This window comes from Polyangiaceae bacterium, from assembly GCA_015075635.1.
Taxonomy (GTDB): Bacteria; Myxococcota_A; Polyangia; order Polyangiales; family Polyangiaceae; genus JADJKB01.
Window position 1 is genome coordinate 2,138,336 of the sequence record JABTUA010000002.1, and the last position, 20,096, is coordinate 2,158,431.

At 70.6% G+C, this 20,096-nt stretch carries 16 protein-coding genes and 1 riboswitch; of the genes, 5 read left to right on the top strand and 11 right to left on the bottom strand.

Features of this window, described 5'->3' with window-relative positions:
- Window positions 1–80: 80 nt before the first annotated feature.
- The 5 genes from HS104_25805 to HS104_25825 all read right to left on the bottom strand — a co-directional run bounded on the left by HS104_25805 (window position 81) and on the right by HS104_25825 (window position 3,799).
- A complete protein-coding gene (locus HS104_25805; protein MBE7483379.1) occupies window positions 81–482 on the bottom strand; it encodes a cytochrome c in 402 nt (133 codons plus the stop codon).
- Window positions 482–1,447, bottom strand: coding sequence for a hypothetical protein (locus HS104_25810; protein ID MBE7483380.1), 966 nt, complete (start codon window positions 1,445–1,447; stop codon window positions 482–484). The genes HS104_25805 and HS104_25810 overlap by 1 nt, the downstream gene beginning before the upstream one ends.
- Window positions 1,448–1,464: 17 nt before the next feature.
- Entirely contained in the window at window positions 1,465–1,875 is a 411-nt protein-coding gene (locus HS104_25815) for a FixH family protein (protein ID MBE7483381.1), read from the bottom strand.
- 92 nt (window positions 1,876–1,967) lie between these two features.
- On the bottom strand, window positions 1,968–2,516 hold the full coding sequence (locus tag HS104_25820) for a response regulator (GenBank protein ID MBE7483382.1): 549 nt from the start codon (window positions 2,514–2,516) through the stop codon (window positions 1,968–1,970).
- Window positions 2,513–3,799, bottom strand: coding sequence for a HAMP domain-containing histidine kinase (locus HS104_25825; GenBank protein MBE7483383.1), 1,287 nt, complete (start codon window positions 3,797–3,799; stop codon window positions 2,513–2,515). Before HS104_25825 ends, HS104_25820 begins: the two co-directional genes overlap by 4 nt.
- A gap of 67 nt (window positions 3,800–3,866) precedes the next feature.
- Here HS104_25825 and HS104_25830 point away from each other — a divergent pair, with 67 nt between their 5' ends.
- Window positions 3,867–6,527: an aldehyde dehydrogenase family protein gene (locus HS104_25830; protein MBE7483384.1), complete on the top strand. Its 2,661-nt coding sequence runs from the start codon at window positions 3,867–3,869 to the stop codon at window positions 6,525–6,527.
- Window positions 6,528–6,588: 61 nt separating this feature from the next.
- On the top strand, window positions 6,589–7,755 hold the full coding sequence (locus tag HS104_25835; protein MBE7483385.1) for a M23 family metallopeptidase: 1,167 nt from the start codon (window positions 6,589–6,591) through the stop codon (window positions 7,753–7,755).
- 9 nt (window positions 7,756–7,764) lie between these two features.
- On the opposite strand, the gene HS104_25840 is transcribed toward HS104_25835, so the two are convergent.
- From HS104_25840 to HS104_25860, 5 genes are all read right to left on the bottom strand, one after another.
- Complete coding sequence (locus tag HS104_25840; protein MBE7483386.1) at window positions 7,765–9,498, bottom strand: acyltransferase; 1,734 nt, start codon at window positions 9,496–9,498, stop codon at window positions 7,765–7,767.
- Between the two features lie 5 nt (window positions 9,499–9,503).
- The gene (locus HS104_25845; GenBank protein MBE7483387.1) at window positions 9,504–10,619 is read right to left on the bottom strand and encodes an isopenicillin N synthase family oxygenase; all 1,116 of its coding nucleotides are present in this window, start codon (window positions 10,617–10,619) and stop codon (window positions 9,504–9,506) included.
- Window positions 10,620–10,653: 34 nt separating this feature from the next.
- Entirely contained in the window at window positions 10,654–11,784 is a 1,131-nt protein-coding gene (locus HS104_25850; protein MBE7483388.1) for an alpha/beta fold hydrolase, read from the bottom strand.
- A 6-nt stretch (window positions 11,785–11,790) separates the two neighbouring features.
- Entirely contained in the window at window positions 11,791–12,507 is a 717-nt protein-coding gene (locus tag HS104_25855) for a hypothetical protein (GenBank protein ID MBE7483389.1), read from the bottom strand.
- A 223-nt stretch (window positions 12,508–12,730) separates the two neighbouring features.
- Window positions 12,731–14,425 carry a protein kinase gene (locus HS104_25860; GenBank protein ID MBE7483390.1) on the bottom strand — a complete coding sequence of 565 codons (1,695 nt, stop codon included), beginning with the start codon at window positions 14,423–14,425 and terminating at the stop codon, window positions 12,731–12,733.
- Between the two features lie 217 nt (window positions 14,426–14,642).
- A riboswitch (cobalamin riboswitch) is annotated at window positions 14,643–14,767 on the top strand.
- 92 nt (window positions 14,768–14,859) lie between these two features.
- Between HS104_25860 and HS104_25865 the strand changes: the two genes are divergently transcribed.
- On the top strand, window positions 14,860–16,194 hold the full coding sequence (locus HS104_25865) for a hypothetical protein (GenBank protein ID MBE7483391.1): 1,335 nt from the start codon (window positions 14,860–14,862) through the stop codon (window positions 16,192–16,194).
- Between the two features lie 4 nt (window positions 16,195–16,198).
- Here the strand turns inward: HS104_25865 and sppA are convergent, their stop codons facing one another.
- Window positions 16,199–17,890 carry a signal peptide peptidase SppA gene (gene sppA, locus HS104_25870; protein MBE7483392.1) on the bottom strand — a complete coding sequence of 564 codons (1,692 nt, stop codon included), beginning with the start codon at window positions 17,888–17,890 and terminating at the stop codon, window positions 16,199–16,201.
- A 62-nt stretch (window positions 17,891–17,952) separates the two neighbouring features.
- Here sppA and HS104_25875 point away from each other — a divergent pair, with 62 nt between their 5' ends.
- Window positions 17,953–18,162, top strand: a complete 210-nt coding sequence (locus HS104_25875) for a hypothetical protein (protein MBE7483393.1) — start codon at window positions 17,953–17,955, stop codon at window positions 18,160–18,162.
- A 63-nt stretch (window positions 18,163–18,225) separates the two neighbouring features.
- A complete protein-coding gene (locus HS104_25880; protein ID MBE7483394.1) occupies window positions 18,226–20,073 on the top strand; it encodes a serine/threonine protein kinase in 1,848 nt (615 codons plus the stop codon).
- The last annotated feature ends 23 nt before the right edge of the window (window positions 20,074–20,096 follow it).

Consider the following 20,096-nt stretch of genomic DNA (forward strand, 5'->3'; position numbering starts at 1 on the left):
CAACGAAGTGAATTCGTTGGGGCCCCACCCCACGCGGGCCGGCTTCGCCGGCGATCGGCCGGCCAATTTTCGACAGAGCTTCATTCGAGCCGCACGCTCGGGGCCGTCGTGGCGTCGAACGGCTCCTGCAGCGGGCGCTCCTGCACCCGCAGCATGTACTCCGTGACCGCCCAGTATTGCTCTTCGGACAGACTGCCGGCCTTGTCCCCCGGCGGCATCCGGGCCTTCACGTAGCGGAACAGGTCGAGGCCGTTCTCCAGGCCGGGTCGCCGCCTGAGAGCCTGCTTGCCCATCGCCGCCGGAGCGAACGGGGCGTCGCCGTGCTCGCCGTGGCACGAGGAGCAGTACAACGCGAAGACCTTGGCGCCGGCGGGAGCGGCCTTGCGCGCGGCGCTGAGCTGCGCGTCGCTCGGGCCCGAGCCGGAGCGGCTCGCGCAGGCGACCAGCGCCAAGGAGACCAGGAGCGCAGAGCGACGGGACATCAGTACGTGAAGTTCCTTTGAAGGCCCAGCGCTGCCGAGGTACCGGCGAAGGGGACGTTTTTGCTCACCCCGTCGAGCGGCGGATCGAAGGACGCGCTCGCCGTTAGCTGCCAGGTCGGGTACGTGAGGTAATGAGACAGGCCCGCGCCGAAGCGCACGCGGCGGGTGGCGCTGTCCGGGATCTCGTCGCCGTCGCTTTCGGCGGGAAGCGTCCAGCGCACCGTGCTGAACACGCTGAACGACCAGAACAGGTCGAGCACGTTCACGTACGAGAGCTTCGCGTCGATCTCGTCACCCGGTGAGTAGCGCCGGGTCTGGCCCGTCGCGCTCGAGACCTGGTGCGGGAAGCGGTGAGCGTAGGCACCCGTCACCGCCAGCGCCTGGTGCAGGGTGAGGAACTTCGTGACCTGTGCGCCGCCGAGCAGCGTCCAGGCTCCGTCGCCCATCACGTCGGCTTGCGTCGGGGTCTCGGAGTCACTGGCGGCGCGACCCGTCGGGAAACGCACGCCGAGGAACGGCTCGACGAAGGGCAGGAGGGTCTCGGGCTCCGAGAGGTCGATGCCCGCGACCAGGTCCTCGAGCAGCATGGCTCGGAACCCCAGGGAGGCGTCGCCCGCGCCGAAGCGCGTCGCCGCCGTGAGCCCGGCGAGCTCGCGGTACTGCATCCGGAGGGGCAGCGTGCCGTGGACCTGCAGCGCCGGCGTGCCGAGGCGCACGCCCCCGGCGAGGGTCAAGACCACGTCGTCCACCTCCGCGCCCTCGAGCTCTTCGTACCTGCCATCGGCGTCGAAGCTGCCGAACCCTCGGTCGTAGCCGAGCTGCGACGCGATGACCCCGAAGTGGCAGCGCCCCACCACGCCGAGCTCGCTCGAGCCAGTGGCCGTGCAGCAGGCCTGCGCGGCCGCCGACCGGGCTCCCGAGAGGAGCGCCGCGACGACCCCCAAGGACGTCAGGATCCTGCTCACGCTGGCTCCTCGCGGGCCTACTTCACCTCGTAAGACACCACGAAGCCGTCGCGCGTCTCACCAGCGGTCACCGCGATGCGGAGCTCCCAGTGCCCCGGCATCATGAAGTCGATCTTCTCCGCGCGGTACTCGCCGTCGCCGAGCTCGCTGACGACGGGCTCGTACGACGTACCGTGTCCATGGGCCGGCATCCAGGGCTCGACTTGCAGCGCCGCGCCCGTAATCGCCGCGCCATCGGCGCCGGCGAGCGAGATCGCGAGGGCGTTCTCCCCCGTCTTGGGCGGGTTCGGCTCGGGGGAGAAGGTGGCGATGAACGCGCCCTTCTCCGAGCTGACGCCGGCGAGACTCTCGCTGCCCGGCTCGCTCTGGCTGCTGCAGGCGCCGAGCGCGAGCGAGGCGAGGAGCAGGCCCAACTTCAGGGACGACATGCCCCCTTTCGTAGCGCGGCTGGCCCGCCCCGGCGGTGCGGCGCGTTGTCGCAGCTGACGGGCGACAGGCTGCGACGAAATGCCGCAGCAGCTCACTTCCAGGGCGGCAATTTGTGCAGCTTGCGCTGGAGCGAGCGGCGATGGATGCCCAGACGGCGGGCGGTCTCGGAGATGTTGCCCCCGGTGTCGGTCAAGATGCGCTGGATGTGCTCCCACTCCGCGCGTGCCAGGGAAGGCGCCGCGACCTCCCCCGAGTCCGTGGAGGGCGGGGCGCGACCGCGGTCGAACGCCGCCAAGATGTCGTCTGCGTCGGCGGGCTTGGGCAGGAAGTACACCGCGCCGAGCCGGACGGCGTCGATGGCCGTGGCGATGCTGCCGTAGCCGGTGAGCACCACCACCTCGGTGTGGGGCTCGATCCGCTTGAGCTCCGTGAGCAGCTCGAGGCCCCCTCGCCCGGGCATGCGCAGATCCACGACGCAGAGCTCCGGCGGATCTGCCTCGGCGAGCCGCACGGCCTCGTCGAAGCCGCCGGCGCCGCGGGCATCGAAGCCGCGATCGGCGAAGGCGCGCACCAGGCGTTTCTGAAGCACCTCGTCGTCGTCCACGATCAGGATGCTCTGGCGGTCTTCATGCTCGTTCATGCGGGTACCTCGACGGTCACGCGGGTGCCTCTCCCTGTCTCGGATACGAGAGTCAGCTCCCCCCCGAGCTGCTCCGCGACGCTGGCGGCCAAGAACAGCCCGAGCCCCATGCCCTGGCCCTCGGGCTTGGTGCTGAAGAAGGGATCGAGCGCGCGGGCTCTGACGTCGGGATCCATTCCCGGGCCGTCGTCGCTCACCTCGACCGAGAGTCGGCCTTGGCGGTAGTCGCAGCCGAGCCGGACCTTACCGTCCGCGCCGCTGGCGTCGAGGGCGTTGTCGAGCACGCTCTTGAGCGCACGGGTGAACAGGCGCGTGCGCAGCTCCAGCTGGCGCTCCGCCACCTCGGGCGCGAGCTCGACCGACACCCGAGGATCGTCGCCGACGCTCTTGGTCAGCGCCGCCACGAGCTCGCGCACGCCGACGCGGCTCGGCGGCTCGCCCCGAGCCTGCCCCGCGTCCACCGCCAGCTCCGCCAGGATGTCGCTGCAGCGGCCGACCTCGCTGCGGATCAGGCGAGCGTCTTCGGAGCGCCGAGCGTCGGGCTCCTGGGCGAGGCTCCGCTCGAGCTCCTTGGCGACGACGGCGATGGTGGCGAGGGGCGACGCCAGCTCGTGAGCAGCGCCCGCCGCCAGCGCCGCCAGCCCGGCCAGCCGCTCCTGGCGCGCCGTGCGCTCCCGCGCACGCCGGAGCTCCAGCTCGCGCTCCACGAGCGCTCGCTTCAGCCGATCCAGGAAGTAGACGATGAAGCAGGCGGACACCCCCAGCGCAACCCACATGCCCTTCAGGTGCATGCCGTAGTGCCCCATCGCGGCGTGGTCGTGGCCGCCCATCTCGAGCGGCACGTGTCCGAGGAACAGCGCCGCGGAGCACGCCAAGGTCAACCCGACGAGCGCCCAGGTGTAGCGCGCACCCACCGCCAGCGCAGCCAGAGCCAGGTGGATCAGGTAGAGCGAGCTGAAGGGATTGGTGGGTCCCCCGGTCAGGTACAGGAGCCCGGTGAAGAGCAGGAGGTCGAGGGCGATCAGGAGCGCGATGCCGCGCTCTCGAACCACGGGGTCTCTGCGCAGCCAGAGCGCACACGCGACGTTGGTCAGCACCTCGACCGCCACGATGGCTGCGAGGGGAGCCAGCGGCAGCGGCACGGCCATGGCGAAGTGCACGCCCAGGATGGTCGCGGACTGACCGGCGATGCTGGCCCAACGCAGCCACACGAGCCAGCTCAGGTTCAGGCGATTCACCTCTGCCAGCTCGGAGCTCGGGGTGCGCTCTGCCTGGGTTGCCATGCGCGGCGACGACTACCACCGCCGCCCGCGCTTGTCAGGCCGTGACCCGGTGAGGTAGCTCAGAGTCATGGACCACCACCGCTTGTTCATCGGCGGAGAGCTCGTCGATGCCCGCGACGGCGCGCGCTTCGAGACCCTGGACCCCGGCACCGGAAGCCCCATCGCGACCGTCGCCTCGGCCGGAGAGGGCGAAATCGACGACGCCGTCATGGCGGCGCGGAGGGCCTTCGACTCCGGCGAATGGAGCGCGCTCGATCCCGTCGAGCGCGCGGCCCGCGTGATGGAGCTCGCGGATCTGATCCAGGCCAGCATCGCCGAGCTCGCGCTGCTCGAGGCGCTCGACTCCGGTGGCCTGGTCGCGCGCACGGGCAGCGACGTGTTCCAGGGTGCTCGCTTCCTGCGCGAGACGGCGCGCTACGCCGCCCACCAGTTTCCCTGGACCGAGCGCGTGCCCGGCAAGAGCCCGTTCTTCCCCGCTTCCAACAGCGTGCGCCGCGAGCCCATCGGCGTGTGCGCGGCGATCATCCCCTGGAACTTCCCGCTCCTGATGGCGGTGTGGAAGCTCGGCATGGCGCTCTGCACTGGCAACACCATCGTGCTCAAGCCGTCTCCCGAGACGCCGCTGTCGGCCCTCGCCCTGGGCAAGCTGGTGCAGAAGACGCGCATCCCAGCCGGCGTCGTCAACGTGGTCGTCGCGCCGGGACGCGAAGCGGGACAGCTCCTGTGCCGTCACCCCGACGTCGATCGCGTCGCCTTCACCGGCAGCACGAGCGTCGGCAAGGAGGTGCTGAAGACCTGCGCGGACAGCCTGAAGCGCGTGTCGCTCGAGCTCGGCGGCAAGAGCGCCAACATCGTGCTCGACGACGCCGATCTGGATCTGGCGGTGGACGGCGCCCTCTTCGCCACCTTCTTGCACACCGGGCAAGTCTGCGAGTCCGGCACGCGGCTCCTGCTCCCCGACAGCCTGCACGATCGCTTCCTGGAGGAGCTGGCGCGCCGGGCTCGGGAGCTCAGCGTCGGCTACCAACTCGATCCACGCACGCGCATCGGACCCGTGGTGAACGCCCGGCAACGCGAGACCATCGAGCGCTACGTGGAGCTGGGCAAGCGCGACGGCGCGCGCCTGGTCCTGGGCGGCGAACGAGCCGAGGTGCCGGGCTTCGACGGCTTCTTCGTGAAGCCGACGATCTTCGCCGACGTGGACAACGGCATGGCCATCGCCCGGGAGGAGATCTTCGGCCCGGTGCTCTCGGTGCTGCGATACCGCGACGAAGCGGAGGCCATCTCCATCGCCAACGACTCTCGCTACGGCCTGGGGGGCGGCGTCTGGAGCCGCGACCTGGGCCGCGCGGAGCGCATCGCCCGAGAGCTCCGCACCGGCACGGTCTGGATCAACGACTGGCACGTGTTCCACGAGCACGCTCCCTTCGGCGGCTACAAGGAGAGCGGGGTGGGCCGCGAGATGGGCCACCACGGCCTGGCCGAGTACACCGAGGTCAAGCACGTCCACGTCGGAGCGCAGCTCGACCCGAACGCCAAGCTCGGGCACAAGCTCCTGGTCAAGCGGCCGCGGACGCTCTCCTTCGACTACGAGCCAACCACGCGCATCGTGTCCGGGCCGGGCAGCCTGGCGCGACTGCATTCTGAGCTCACCCAAGAGGGCAAGTCCCGCGTGCTGGTGCTCACCGACGCGGGCGTGATGGCGGCAGGCTTGTACGCGCGGCTCGAGGCCGTGCTGGGGGAACGCATCGCGGCGGTGTTCGCGGAGATCCCGCAGGACTCGGGCCTCGAGGTGATCGACCGCGCGGCAGCCCTGGGCCGGGAGCATCGCGTGGATGCGGTGCTCTCGCTCGGCGGCGGCAGCGTCATCGACACCGCGAAGGCGGTGTCGGTCGCGCTGGCCAGCGACCTGCGCGCCATCGAGACCCTCGGCCTGCACCACTTGACCGAGCCGCAGCTCTTCCACGTCGCCGTGCCCACCACCGCCGGCACCGGCAGCGAGGTGACCAGCGCGGCGGTGATCAAGAACCACTCGCTGCGCATCAAGACGTACATCGTGGACCGCTTCATCACGCCGAACCTGGCGGTGCTCGATCCCACGCTGACCGTGGGCCTGCCGCCGCGCCTCACCGCCGCCACCGGCATGGACGCCCTGACCCACGCCATCGAGGCCTTCACGAGCAAACAGAGCAACCCAATGGCGGACGCCCAGGCGCTGCACGCCATTCGGCTGATCGCGAAGAACCTGGCACGGGTGGTCAAGCACGGCGACGATCTCGGAGCCCGTGCGGAGATGCAGAGCGCAGCCACGCTGGCGGGCTGGGCCATCTCGAGCGCTCAGGTAGGGCTGGTGCACGGCATGAGCCACACGCTGGGCGCACGCCACGGCGTGCCGCACGGCACGGGCAACGGCATCCTGCTCCCGCACGTGCTGCGCTTTCACGCCGGCGCGCGGGTGACGCACGAGCGCTTGCTGGAGGTCGCGCGGGCTCTGGGCGTGGACACGGCCGGGCTCTCCGCCGCCGACGCGGCACCCAAGGCGGCCGATGCCGTGGCCGAGCTGCTCCGCGCCTGCGATCACCCGACAAGCCTGGCCGAGGTCGGCGTGCCGGCGAGCGATCTCGCCGCTTGTGCGGAGGTCGCCTTCGTGGACATCGCGAACCTGGCGGCTGCCCGGAGGCCCGCGTACCCGGGCGAGATCCTGGAAATCTACGAAGCCGCACTGTGAACGGCCCCTCCGCCATCGCCCGGATTGCGCGTCCCTGCCCTCCTCGGCCATCCTGTTCACCATGAGCAGGGCTTGGCTGGGTGTGAGCGCGGCGCTGATGTGCGTGTCCGCCGTCGCGTGCGCCGGCGGGAGTGACGAAGAAGGCGGCGTGATCGGGGGCGGCGGTGTCGCCTCGGGCGGCGGCGGCTCGAGCGGCGTGGGCAACGGCGGCAGCTGGGCCGGCGGAGCTTCCGGCCAGAGCAGCGGCGGCAGCGCGGGCGCGGCAGGCGGCGGTGGGGCCGCCGGCGGCGGCGCCGGCGGCAGCGGCAACACCGGCAACGCCGGCGGCAGCGGCAACACCGGCGGCAGCGGCGGCAGCGGCAACACCGGCGGCAGTGGCGGCAGCGGCAACACCGGCGGCAGTGGCGGCAGCGGCAACACCGGCAACACCGGTGGCTCCGGGGGCACCCCCGGCAGCCCCATCTGTCTCGGCACGCAGGCCGGCGCGTACTGCGGCAACGACATGATGAAGGACGCGGACGCGAACACGCTCTACCAGTGCCCGGGCGCGAACAAGCCGCCGACCAGCTCCACGCCTTGCCCCAACGGCTGCGTCGTCGAAGCCGCCGGCACGGCGGACCATTGCAAGACGACCACCTCGCCCGGGGGCTACAAGCTGCCGTGGAAGGCGGGGGTCTCCATGACGCTGACGCAGGACTGCAACGATCCCTGCTGCAACGACCACGTCGGCGACCACAAGTACGCCTGGGACTTCGCCAACGGCACCGCGTTCACGGTCGCGGCGGCGCGCGGCGGCACCATCACGCACCTCAAGATCAACTCGACCTCGGGCTGTGGCTCCAGCTCCTGCGTCAACCAGGCGAACTTCATCGTCATCGATCACGGCGACGGGACCCAGGGGACGTACCTGCACCTGGGCGGGATGACGCTTCAGTCGGGCGTGACCTGCGGCGCGACGGTGCAGCAAGGTCAGGCGCTGGCGAAGGCGGGGACCACGGGCTGGTCCACGGGCGTCCACCTGCACTTCCAGGTCTCCAAGGTCCACACGGGCGCGCCCACCTGCGAGTGCGGCAGCGCCGGGACGGGCTGCGGGGCGGGCAGCGTACCGTGGGGCAACTTCTGGTCCAGCGCCACCTACCCGACGGTGGCCATCCAGTTCCAGGAGTGGTCGGCGGCGTCGAGCTGCGCCGACCGCGCCCCGATGGCGATGCCGGCGTCGCAGAACTGAGGACCTGGATCAGATCTGGCCGCGCCAGCGGTGGCCACGCAGGTACTGCGAGAAGTCGTCGGTGCGGTCGTTTTCCCAGAAGCCGACGCCGACCGCAATGGTCGTGTCCTCCACGCCGCCCACGAGCCGCCGGTAGATCGCCACGTCCACCACGCTGGAGTGTCCGATCGGGATCAACACGCCGAAGCGCGGCCCGAGTCCGGGGCGAAACGCCTGGTACTGGGCGGCCGTGCCCGTCGCGGTCTCGAGCTCGGCCCGCAGCAGCGAGAAGCTGCCGCGCAGGTCGAGGTACGGGTACACGGGACCTTGGCCGATCTCCTGCCCCACGAAGAGCTCGGCGCTGCTGCCCCAGATCGCAGTGGCTCGCACGCTGGTCCCGCCCGACGTGTGCACCGAGACGTCGTCGACACCGAAGAACGACAGGCCGCCGCCGGCGCGGGTCGAGCCGAAGAGAGCGTCGAAGCGGAGGCTCACTCCGGAGAGCCTGCCGTAGCCCCAGAGCCTGGGGCGCTCGCCGTCGAGCTCGGCGGGCTTCGAGCTCCCGAAGCTGGGCGCGAGCTTGAGCCGGTGCACGTGCGTCGAGCCGCGCAGCCAGTGGGCCTGTGCTCCAAAGGTGTCCGCGCGCGCGGCTCCGCTGCCCAGAAGCAGCAAGACCAGGACCGTGAGCGCGGCAGCCACCTTCGCTCCCTCTCGCCTGAGCCGCGCCGCAAGCCGGAGGAACGGACCCTCGAACCAGCGGTAGGACAGCGCGGCCACCGCCACGCTGCCGAGCGACGCGAGCACGAACAATACCGACGCGCTCGCCCCCGGCAGGAGCCACTTGCTCACCGTGATCACCGAGACGTGGAACAGGTACACGCCGTAGCTCACCTCCCCCACGTAGCCTGGCAGGCGAGCGTCCAAGACGCACGTGAGCCCATGATCTGGCCGAACCGAGACCGCTCCCACCAGGAGCACCATCGCCACGTGGATCAACAGCAGCGGCGCGTCGACGGCGACGCTGGCGGCGAGACCGAAGAGCGCGAGTGGCGCGCCGAGCTTCGTCCCGAGCAGCAGACCCAGCAGGCGAAAGGACCGCTGGTGATGCAGGCCCAGCGCCAGGAGCGAGCCCAGGCAGATGGGAGCCGACAGGCTGGTCACGATCTGCACGGCCGCGCCTTCCGCCCCGAACACGCCTCTGAGCCAGCCGCTCTCGGTCCCGAAGTCCAGCGCGAACAGGCCCAGCATGAACGCGGTCGGGAGCTTCCAGCCGCGCGCGAGCGCCACCACCGGCGGCCACAGCAGGTAGAACTGCGCCTCGGTCGCCAAGGACCACGAGAAGCCGAAGACGACCGGATGGGGCACGCCGTAGTCCACGAACCAGTTGCCGGTGTAGGTCGCGTAATACGGCAGGCTGCGGAAGAAGTGCTCCCGGAGCGGCGAATCCGGGAGGAAGAGCCAAGCTCTGAGCGCGTAGATGCCCAGCACCAAGTAGTAGAGCGGGAAGATGCGGAGCGCCCGGCGCAGGTAGAACTTCCGAAGTGCGACCTCGCCGCGGCTGTCCCGCTCGCGCAAGAGCAGCGTGGTGATCAAGAAACCGCTGATGGCGAAGAACAAGTGAACCCCCAGCGGCCCTTTGCCCAGCACGCCTTCGAGCGGACGCGGCGTCGAGTGATGCCACACCACGGGCAAGATGCTGAGGCAGCGCAGGCCGTCCAGGGACGGGAAATGCGCCCTGGCCCGAAACGCGGCGAAGGCGCCCACGGAGCTCAACCGATCTCGCGCCCGCGCTTCTCGCTGTGCCGGAGCGAGCTCAGGCGGTCGTAGTGGCGGTAGCCCAGCCGGTCGACGGCCTCCGGAGGCGCGAGCTTGATGTCGACCAGCGTCTTGAGCGCGTAGGTGCCTGCGAGCACCGGCGGGCTGTAGTCGACGATGGCGCGCTCGGTGCGGAACGCCGGCAGCGGGAACAACATCTGGTGGCTGTGCAGGTGCACGAAGTGCGCTGCCGAGAGGCGCGTGTAACCTGGCGTGCTCGGCGCCGTGATCACGTGGGGCGTGGCCAGGAACGCGCCGCCCGTCAGGATCTCGAAGGCCTGTCCCACCTGAGCGACGATGCAGCCGGGCGGGGCCACGCCGCGCACCTTGACGCCGGTCGGGTGCTCCGCGCTCGGCCGGGTGCGCAGGAACAGACCCGAGGCGTCGTCCGGCGGCGGACAGCGTCGCCCTTCCGGATCGCGGAACTGTCCCCCAGGTAAGAGCGTGAGCAGGTTGAAGTCGGTGTGCTCTTCACCCCAGACGATCTTCGTCCCGACTTGCTCCGGGCGGAGGGGCAAGTAGCGCAGTAGGCGGAACACGTGGGGGCCGCCCTCGGCCCGGCTCGACAGCTCGTCAGAGGCGAGCCGGAGCGCCAACGCGGCCCCGACGAGCAAGCGCTGGCCGGCGCGGTGCAGCTGGCGACCGACCTCCAAGCAGGGCTCGCGCAGCTCGCCGTCGCCCTCGGGCCAGATGTTGTCCGCATGGATCTGGGGATACTGGAGCTTCATCTCGGTGTGCGACGGCAGCGGCGCCGCGAAGTAGCACTCCTTGAAGTCGGGCTGGGCGCTGGACACCACGGCCTGCTCGGTGTTCGGCGGCGTCCAGCCGCGCTGAAACCACAGATCGGCGCGGCACAGCTTCCGCTTCTCTGCCTCCGGGCGCGCCGTGAACGCCGTGAACGCGTCGTACAGCCGATCGAGGAGCGCCGGATCGACGCCGTGGTTCTTCAGGTAAACCAGCCCGTAGACGCCGAAGCCCTGACGAATCGCGCTGGCCGCCCGCAGGGCGAGCGCCGGTTCGCCGGAGTCGAGGTCGGCGAGGTCGACGGTGACGATGGCCGGTTCGCTCATGCTCGGGGAGGCTTACCCCGCTCGCTCGGCGCTGTCATGCGGGTCTGCGCGAGCGCGGCAGGAGCCAGTCGATCATCGGTTGCCAGACCTCTTCTGGGGCCGCCGAGCCGGCGACGACGCCGACGTGTCCGCCGGACACCGGCACCAGCGACTTGTCGGTGGACGCCACCAGGTCGATGATGGCCGCGGTCGCCTGCGGAGTGGCGATGTTGTCGCTCCTGCCGGCGAACGCCAGGAGCGGCTGCGTGACGGCGGAGAGCTCGCAGGGCTTGTCTCCGAAGCTGAGTCCCCCTCGGATCAGTCGATTGCCGCTGACCACCTCGCGCACCATCTGCTTGAACGCCTCCTTCGGGTACGGGATCAGGTCGTTCACCCAGGTGTTCACTGCGTCGAACGACCGGACGAAACCTTCGTCGTCGAGGTTGGCGACGAAGTCGCCCCACTTGGTCAGCGCGCGAGCCCCGCTCATCAGCTTGAACCCGAGCGACGAGGCCTTGCCGGGCACGTTCCCGACGACGTCCATCAAGGGGCCGATGCCCAGCGCGCCGATGCGCGAGGCGACGTAGGCGGCCCGCATCTTGGTGAAGTTCACCGGCGCCCCGATGGTCACGATGTTGCGAACCCGGGCGTCGCGATGAGTCGCGGCGTGCATGAGGCTGAAGATCCCACCCATGCAGTAACCGGCGAGCGTGAGCGTTTGGGCTCCGGACGCCCCGAGGGCGGCGTCCACGCACGCCGGCACGTAATCGAGCACGTAGTCGTCGAGGCGCACCTGCTCGTCGTGGCGATCGGGCACGCCGAAATCGACGACGAACACGTCGAAGCCCGCGTTGCGCAGCGTGCGCACCATGCTGTGCTCGGGCCGCAGGTCATAAACGTACGGCCGCACCATCAGGGGCGGGATCAGCATCAGTGGCGTCGGATGCCGGTCGAAGGAGATGCGGTGGACGTCCGGCCCGAGCTCGTATTCGACGTCGCGAATCGGACGAACCCGCTCGAGCCGGAGCTTGCCGCGAGACAAGACCAAGTCGCTGGCGGCGCTGTTCTTGCCCGGCCGCGCCGCGCCCTCGGTGGCGTACACGAAGCCGTTCACCGCGGAGAGCACCGCGCGGTCGGCCCACTTGCGGGCTCGCCGCGCCAAACTCTTGGAACGTCTCGGCGCCATGCTGCCTCACTCGAACAACGGCGGCGGCCCGCCGTCCGTCGGCGGTAGTCCGGCGGAGGCCGCGGGCGGCGCTGGGGGTGCCGGCGCGGGGTAAGTCGCGAGCACCGCCAGCGAGTAGTACTTGTGCTGGTGCGGGAGGCTTGCCCAGTCCGGCGCCGACAGCGCGCGCTTGACGCAGGCGGCTGCCTTGCGGGCCGCCGGACCCTTCCAACTGCCGCTGGCGCCCGGAAACACGTGGACCTTGCGCGCGGTGAAGTCCACCGTCAGGACGTAGTTCACGCTGCCCTCTTTGCCGGTCTTGGGCGCGCAGTCGACGTTGTCGCGGATCGCACGGGTGAGCTGCTCCTCGAAGAACGGCAGCCGATCGCAGCCACTGCCGTCCTGTCCGCTGCGGGCGGAAGCACCGCACTTCACCCGCTGGACGCTGCCGAGCTTCACGCGCTCGGTCGAACCGCCGGCGTCCGGCGCCGGGAGGGCGGGCGCTGCCGAATCGAGCGCCGGCGCACGGGCGTCGACGGCAGCACCAGCGTCCACCGGCGCGTTCTCCGTCCCGCTCGGCCGCCGCCACAGGTAGAGCGGAACCGCCAGCAGGACCAGGCCGACCACCAGCGCGACGATCAGCTGCGCGCGAAACGGACGGTCACCGCCGCCGCCGCTGCCGCCGACCCCGAGGCGCCTGACGCTGGGCTCGCTGGGCAAGGAGGGGCGACTCGGGACGCTCATGCCCCGCCAAGCTACATGACCGGCCGCTCATCGGCGACAGCTCCGGAGGTCCGCTGCGGCGCGCCGCCGTCGGGGTCGGGGCCCCGACGGCCCCAGGAATCGAATATCGGAACGGACTTCTCCGCCGGAACGGGTGCGAGGACCCGACCCGCCGCCGACGCTGCCGGACGCCGAAACGATCGCGGAGCGCGGGGCGCCTCGTCGCGGATGCGCGGTCGTCGACTCAAGATTCGAGCAGCGACTCGACCGGCTGCCCTGGTTCGCACTTGACCAACGTCGCCGCCAGGTCCAGAGACTCCGGCATCAGCCCCTGTACTTGGGACACGACCTGCTCCACCACGTGGCGAGCTTCGTCGATGCTCGGCCCGGTCATCGCCACCGCGAAGCGCAGCGGGCCGTTCAGCCCGGCGGTGACCGGGACGACGCTCAAGAGCAACATCTCCGTGAGCTCGATCACCCGCTGCGCGGCGCGTCTGAGCGCGAGCATCTCCAGGATGGTCGGGCGCTCGCTGACGTGACGGTTGGGACCGCGCACGTGGTAGCGCGCCACCGTCAGCGGCACTCCGTCCCACTCCGCGAACGAGGTGTCGTCCTTCAGCGCGCGCACCAAGTGCTCCTGACGGAGCAACCCGGTCAGTCCGTCGCGCTTGCCCAGATAAGCCTTGGCGCGCTGGTGCTGCGGCGAGCCCTCCTGGAAGCTCACCAGCTTGAGGCGGCACTCGCCCAGCTGCACCTCGCCGCCGTGCAAGAGCGCCACGCTCTTCTTGCGATCGAAGCTGTGGTCCGCGTAGGTGCCGTTGGTGCTGCCGGCGTCCTCCACCACCCAGGAGCCGGCCTGCCAGCGGATGACGGCGTGGGCGCCCGAGACGGTCGCCTCCGGCAAGAGCATGTCCTGGTTGTTGCGACGCCCGATGGTCATCAGCGGCTTGTCGAGCGAGAACAGTGTGGACGGCGCCTCGGGAGCGTTCGTGGCGAAGGTCAACATCAGCGCCTGGGCGCCGGGCATGAAGGACTCCGCAGCTTGGCGGCCGAGCGGCGGTCCTGGATTCAGGCGCTCGCGCGGGATCTGCACCTGGCTGGTGGTGAGCGCCGTCGGGTTGAAGAAGCGCACGTGCCGGGCCTGCGGGCGCATGTTCGGGTCCTCCGCCAGGCAGCGGTAGACCTGCTTCACCTCGTCGACCGACAGCCCCGCCGGGACGTCGAACATGATCTGCGAGCGCATCGGCTTGGCGCGCGGGCGGTACCCGGGCTCCGGGACGCGACACGTCCACATCTCCCAGAGCGTCAGCCCGAGCGCGTACATGTCGTCCTCGGGGCTGGCCCCGCCGGAGCGCAGCCGCTCCGGCGCCATGTAGTTCGGCGTCCCGCCGTCTGGAGGTGCTCCGGGGCGACGCGCGCTGAGCCGCGCGCGCTCCTGGGCGAAGCCGAAGTCCAGGATGATGGCGCGATCGTTGGTCACCATCACGTTGCCGGGCTTGAGATCCCCGTGGACCAGACCCTGGGCGTGGATCGCGGCGAGCCCGGCAGCAGCCTCGCTGGCGATCTTGCGAAACTCGTCCGAGGTGTAGCCACCTTGGGCCTTGCGGCGACGGATGTGCGTGTGGAGCGTCTGACCGGCGATGTGCTCCATAACCAGGATCGGTCCCCACGGGCTCGGCGCCAGATCGTGAACCCGGCACACGTTGGGGTGGCTGACCGACCGGGCGAGCAGGAGCTCTTGTCGGAGCGCTTCGTCATCGCCGGGCATGCGCGACTCCTCGCGCACCACCTTCAACGCCACCGGCTGCTGCGTGCTGCGGTCGTAAGCGAGGAACACCTCGCCCATGCCACCTTTGCCGAGGCTCTGGCGGATTTCGTAGCGGTCGTTGACCACCGAGCCTTGCCCTAATGGCGGAACGTTTCGAGGGGACTGGGACATCCGGCGATTGGGCTCGCCCCCGCGAGCACCGGAGGTAGCGTCCCCGATTTGTCTCGATGATTCAATTGTCCATCGCGCCATGTAGGCGAAAGCGCGAGAAAAACCTGGCCAGGTGTTCCCGCCGTGGTCACCGAGTCGGGTGAGTGGACCCAAATGCCTGCGGCGTGGTAGTGGCCGAGGCGGGCCGGACCGAAATCCCGGCTTCACGTCGATGGCCAAGGGAAGCCGGTGCAAGACCGGCGCGGCCCCCGCCACTGTGACCGGGAACGAAGGCGAGCGTTGCCACTGGGCGAAGAGCCCGGGAAGGGCTCGCCGGAGGATGAACCGGAAGTCAGGAAACCTGCCCCGGCGTGCCCCACAACCCGCCTCGCGAAGAGGCGCTGGCGACCCGGAGGGGGTCGCGTCCGGAGGCGAGAATGAACAAAACGGCTGGCATGGGTGCGATCGCTTGCGCGGTTGCTTTGGCGGTGGCGTGTGGCGAGGACGAGCCCCTCGGCCCGGGGAGCGGCGGGGCTGCGGGCGCCGGAGCAACCGGTGGTGGGGGAACCGGCGGGGCCGCCGGCTCCGGGGGCAGCGCGGGCTCCGGCGGCGGCAGCGGCGGTAGCGCCGGGGCCGACTCCGGCAGCGGCGGCACGGATGCTGGGCCGACTCCCGGACGCCTCCTGGTCGCTGGCACCGATTTCTTTTCCAAGACGGAGGTCGCCAGCGTCGATCTCGCGACCAATCAGGTCTTGGGCTCCGTCACCTTCGACGACGGCGACGCCGTCCCCGCACAGTCGAATGGGCAAGGCTTCGTGCTCGAGCGCACCAAGTCCAAGCTGCATCACTTGGACGCAGCGGGCCAGCTGGCGAAGAGCATCGACGTCGGGCAGAGCGCCGTCGGGCTCAGCGGGACCGGCTCCACGAATCCGGTGGGCGTGATCGCGACCGAGAGCGACAGCGACGGGGGCAAGAGCTGGCGCGCGCACGTGTTGCTCCAGCTCGTGAACCGCGTGGCGGTCGTGGATCTCTCGGCCGGCAGCGTGACGAAGACCATCGACCTCGCGGCGTATCAGGCCGGCTCCGACGCCGACGGCTCGGTCGACATGACCAGTCCCGTCAAACACGCCGGCACCGGCCGCATCTACCTCCTGCTCGGTCGCATCGACCGAACCACGGTGACGGCGCCGAGCTACCAGCTCGCCTGCCCGAGCGTGAAGGCCCTGCTCCTGGCCATCGACGTGGCGAGCGACACGCTGGTCGATCTGAACGGCAGCGCGGCTGGCGAGGGCATCGAGCTGTCGCTGGTGAACCCCGTCGACGCGGCGCTCGACGTCGCGCAAGACCGGCTGCTGGTGCTGAACGCCGGCTGCTTCGCGCCGGCGGACGGGGGCACGATCCGGGTGAGCCACGGCGTGGAGGCCGTGGATCTCGGCGCCGGCACGACCAGCACGCTCTACACGGCTCCGAACCAGGACTTCCTCTCGCGACTCCTCGTCCGTAGCTCGGGCCAAGCGCTCGTGAACACCTTCGACCCGAGCTTCGGCGAGCACTGGTACCCCTGGGCGACCGCGCAGGCGAGCTTCGGCGCCGAGCTGTCCGGCGTCCCGGCGGCGCCGAGCCTGGAGGACGAGGGTCACCTGCTCGGCGTGAGCATCACGACCACTGACGCCGGCTCGAACGTCGAGGTCGTTCGCTACGACCTCACCGCACAGACCAAGGTCAGCGTCGTGGCTTCGCCGTGGACGGGGAGCTTCGCGTCCGCGTCCGGCACCGCGCTGGTGCGCTGAAGAGTCAGTCCCCCACCCCCGCCACCTCGCTCCACAGCCAGGCGCGCGCGCGCGGCTCGCCGAGCGCCACCGCGATCAGGTCTACCGCGGAGCCGAGCCCGAGCGCGGCGGAGCCGCCGCGCACGAGGCGGGCCAGCGGCCCCGGCGGGCGGAAATGTTCGGGCCCGATTACGACGGGCTCGAGCGCCTCCGCGCCGGGGCCGATGCGGCGCAACACGTCGCGGAGCGCCACGTCGAAGCCGCCGAGCTGATCCACCAGGCCGTGCGCGTGGGCGTCGCGACCGCTCCAGACGCGCCCGCCCGCGAGCGGCTCGATCTGCTCGACGGGTCTGCCGCGCCCCCGCGCGACGGCTTGGAGGAAGCTCGAGTAGATGTCGTCGAGCTGGCGGGCGAGCGCGCGGGACTCTCCGGCGGAGAGCCTGCGCGCCGGATTCATCATGTCGGCGTGCTCGCCGCGCTTCACCACCTCGATGGCGACGCCCAGCTTCGACAGCAGCGCCTCCCCCACGAGCCGAGCCGCCACGACGCCGATGCTACCGGTGACCGTGGTGGGCTGCGCGACGATGAGCGGTGCACCGACCGCGATCATGTAGCCACCGCTGGCAGCGACGTCCCCCATGTACACGGCGACGGGTTTGTCCTTGGCCAGCATCGACAGGGCGCGCAGCATGCGGTCGCTGGCCAGCGCGCTGCCGCCGCGCGAGCTGACGTGGACGACGACTCCGCTCACGCGGGGATCCTTCTGCGCGAGCTCGAGCGTGCGACACACCGGCCCCTCGGCGGCCACGGGCACGAGGGACAGCGGTGCCTCGGAGACGATTGGCCCCACGACGTCGATCACAGCTACGTGGCGCGGACGCCGGAGCGGAACGAAGCGCGGCGTGCGGCGCCGGAGGTAGCGGGCCGCAGGGAGGATCGGCGCCCCGTTCGGCCGGGTGGAGTCCAGGTGCTTCGCCAGCTCGTCGGGATACACGACGCCATCGATCAGGCCGGCTTCCAGCGCTCCCTTGGCCGACCACGGCCCGTCCTCGACCCAAGCTCGCGCCACGTCCGGCTCGACCTCGCGCCCCGTGGCGAGCGCGTCGAGCAGCGCGCCGTGGGCGACGTCGAGCAGGGCGCCGAGCTGTTCGCGCTGCGCCTCGCTCATGCTCTTCCGTTCCAGGAACTCGCCGGCCGTCTTGAAGCGCCCCTTGGCGAACACCTCGGGCTCGAGGCCCAGCCGGTCGAGGGCTGCTTTGAGGTAGGTCGCCTCGACCGCGAATCCGGTCAGCTCGAGGTGCGTCTCCGGTCCGAGCAGCACCAGATCCGCCGCGCTGGCCACGTAGGCGGCGAGCGTGCCGCCGCCGTGCGGCAGGTACACCGCGACCTGCTTGCCAGCACGCCGACACTCCAAGAGCACGTCGCGGAGCGAGGTCGCTCGGGCGCTGCCCACGCGCAGCGACTCGATGCGGATCAACACGCCCAGGACGCGTGCATCCATCGCCGCCACGGACACCAGACGTCTGAGGGACTGGAGCGCGACGGGCTGGTGCCGCCGCTGCCAGAACGGCACGCGCCGTGCGACTTCGACCAGCCCGCCGTCGATGCGAACCTCGAGCCAGGCCCCGCGGGGCGCGGCGAAGCGCCTGCGCAGCCAGCGAAGCGGCGAGAGCCCGAGCAGGACGAGGTTCCAGAACAAGGCGAAAACGATGCGCACGACGCGGGATCATTACGCGGCGCGGCGTGCGCGTCGACGGGTCCGTCGTTATGCTTGGTGACATGATGCGGCGAATTTTCCTCGTCGCGCTCTTGCTCGTGAGCGCCCTCGCTTGGGGGTGCGCCACCACGACGCCCCCAGCCCCCAAACCGCCTCCTCCGGCAGAGCCGCGGACCCGGGTCGACCAGCCCGAGCCCCGGGAGGAGGAGCCGAAGCTCATCGCGCCACCCCCGGCTTACGGGAACAAGGTGGTGCTGGCTTCTTCCCGCTGATTCCGGCCTTTTCGAGGGCCCAAACCGAGCGGATCCGCCGCCGCCTGGTATACTGACGTCACCATGTCCCTGCCGAGCGGCCCCGTACACGAGGTACGTGCTGGCACTCGTCTGGGCCGCTACGAGATCCTGGTCGCGGTCGCTCAGGGCGGCATGGCGCGAGTCTGGGCCGCCAAGCAGCACGGGCAGCGCGGCTTCAGCAAGCTCGTCGCCATCAAGACCATCCTGCCCCAGCTGGCGAAGGACCCCGCCTTCGAGTCGATGTTCCTCGACGAGGCGCACCTCTCCGCCGGCGTCCATCACCCGAACGTGTGCGAGATCTTCGACCTCGGCGAGGAGCAGGGAACCCTCTACATCGCGATGGAGTGGGTCAATGGCGAGGCGCTGAACCGCATCGTCAAGCCGCCCGTTCCGAAGGGCGAGAAGGGCGTGTCCGAACGGCTGAACGCCCGCATCGCCGCGCGCATCGTCGCGGACGCGGCCAAGGGCCTGCACGCCGCCCACGAGCTCCGCGACGACAGCGGGCAGCTGGTCGGGTTGGTCCACCGCGACGTGTCGCCCCAGAACATCCTGATCTCGCTCGACGGCGTGGTGAAGGTCACGGACTTCGGCGTGGCCAAGGCGCTGGCCAAGCAGCAGGAAGCCACGATGGCCGGGCAGGTGAAGGGCAAGGTCGCGTACATGGCGCCGGAGCAAGCGCGCGGCGCGGCCATCGATCGACGCAGCGACGTGTTCGCCCTGGGGATCGTGCTCTACGAGATCACGACCGCGGTCCGGCCGTTCGCCGGGACCAACGAGCTCGAGGTGATGAGGTCCCTGGCCGCCGGCCGCTTCGACCCGCCGAGCGCCGTGGTGGCGGGCTACCCCAAAGAGCTCGAGTCCATCGTGCTCACCGCGATGAGCATGGACCCGGACCAGCGCTTCCCCAGCGCCGATGCCATGCGTCTGGCGCTGGAAGAGTGGCTGGCGCACTCCGGTCCGGTCGTCAGCGAGGCCCACGTCGCGGCCACGGTGCGGGAGCGCGTCGGCCGGCACGTGGACGAGCGCATCGCGAGGATTCGGGAGCGAACTCGCGTCGCCGCGCCCGAGGCTTCGGCGCTGCCCGAACCGAGCTCGCCCTTCGCCGCCCCGCCTCCCCACGAGGCCTCCAGCTCTTTCGCACAAGCACCCAGCGCGGTCAGCACGCTGAGCCACGCCTCGGCACCGAGCGCCGTCAGCACCGTCAGCCACACTTCTGCCCCGAGCGCCGTCAGCACCGTCAGCCACGCCTCGGCACCGAGCGCCATCAGCCAATTCTCGCCGGTGGTCCAGACCTCGCCGTCCCAGAGCATGGCGCGTCCCAGCGGCGGCTCGAGCGCCGCCAAGACCGCGCTGTTCGGCGTCGCCATCGGCGTGGGAGTCTTCGCGCTGGTCGCGGTCGGCGGAGGCAGCCTGTACATGATGCGCGCGCGTTCGCACGCCGCAGCTCAGCCGGGCGCGGCGGCCGGGAGCGCTGCGGCACCAGCGCCGGCGGCGACCGCCGTCCAGACGGAGGTCCTGGTCGAGCTGGTCACCCCCAAGAGCGGCGTGACCTTGTTGGTCGACGGCGTCGTCCAGCCGGTGGGGCAGCTCTCCTTCGCGCGCCCGGCGCCCGGCGTGTCGAAGAAGCTCACGGCGCGGGCCGACGGGTACAAGGAGGGCGAGCTCCGCTTCGACGACAAGACCGAGAAGCTGGAGATCGCGCTCGAGCTCGACAAGGAAGAGTCGGTAGCCGAGCAACCCATCCCGGTCGAGAAGCTCGCAGAGCAAAAGCCCGCCGAGCCGAAGTCCGGCGCCCCGACCTCAGGCGGAGAGAAGGCGAGCGAGCCTGCCGGCGACAAGCCGAAGCCCAAGGGCCCGACCAAGGTCGACATCCCCGACAATCCGTTCTGAACCCCGGGTCGTGTACAATCGCC